The following is a 592-nucleotide window of genomic DNA, read 5'->3' as shown; positions in this document are numbered from 1 at the left end:
GTATCTGTAACTGTTTCAACTTTTTGAGATTGTTGGGCAAATTGTTGAAATGCTAACCCGATCGCTTCTCTACCTACAGCTTTTAATAAATCTTGAGCCTGATCTGTTTGTTCACCTATTAACTTCTGCACAATCGCTAAAGCACGTCGATAAACTCCGCTACGATGCAGTTGTACTTCTATTTCTCTTAAAAGCGATCGCAACTCATCTTGAGAAATTTCAATATTCGGATTGTCCAGGAATTGCAAATAATATACAGGAGTAGTAACCATTGTGAAAGCCTTTTAGATGAACTCAATCAAAGAAAGTTACAATCATATGTTCACTATTTTTCCTAACTTCACCTTTGTTTTCCGGATGTTAATTGTATAATTTAAATCTTTTAATTGCTCATCAACACTGCAATAAGCCAGTAATAACCGTAGCTATAATAGTAAGAAAAAATACTAGTATCATTTTGAGAAAAAACCTTGAGTGCGTACCAAGAGTAAGTTCTAGAAGTGCTGCAACGTCGTCTGCTATTGGAAATAGCTAGCTACCCCAATAGCCCACATCAGAAAGGCTTTCGGCAATAAGAGAGAAAATCGATTGC

At 36.1% G+C, this 592-nt stretch carries 1 pseudogene; it reads right to left on the bottom strand.

Annotation, left to right across the window (positions count from 1 at the left end):
• Window positions 1–272, bottom strand: a pseudogene (locus tag ACEYW6_RS36540) (hypothetical protein); the annotation flags it as partial.
• Between the last annotated feature and the right edge of the window lie 320 nt (window positions 273–592).

It is taken from the genome of Nostoc sp. UIC 10607, assembly GCF_047228265.1.
GTDB classification, from domain to species: Bacteria; Cyanobacteriota; Cyanobacteriia; order Cyanobacteriales; family Nostocaceae; genus Nostoc; species Nostoc foliaceum_A.
The sequence above is the reverse complement of the archived record's forward strand: the minus strand, read 5'-3'. Positions and strand labels throughout refer to the sequence as shown.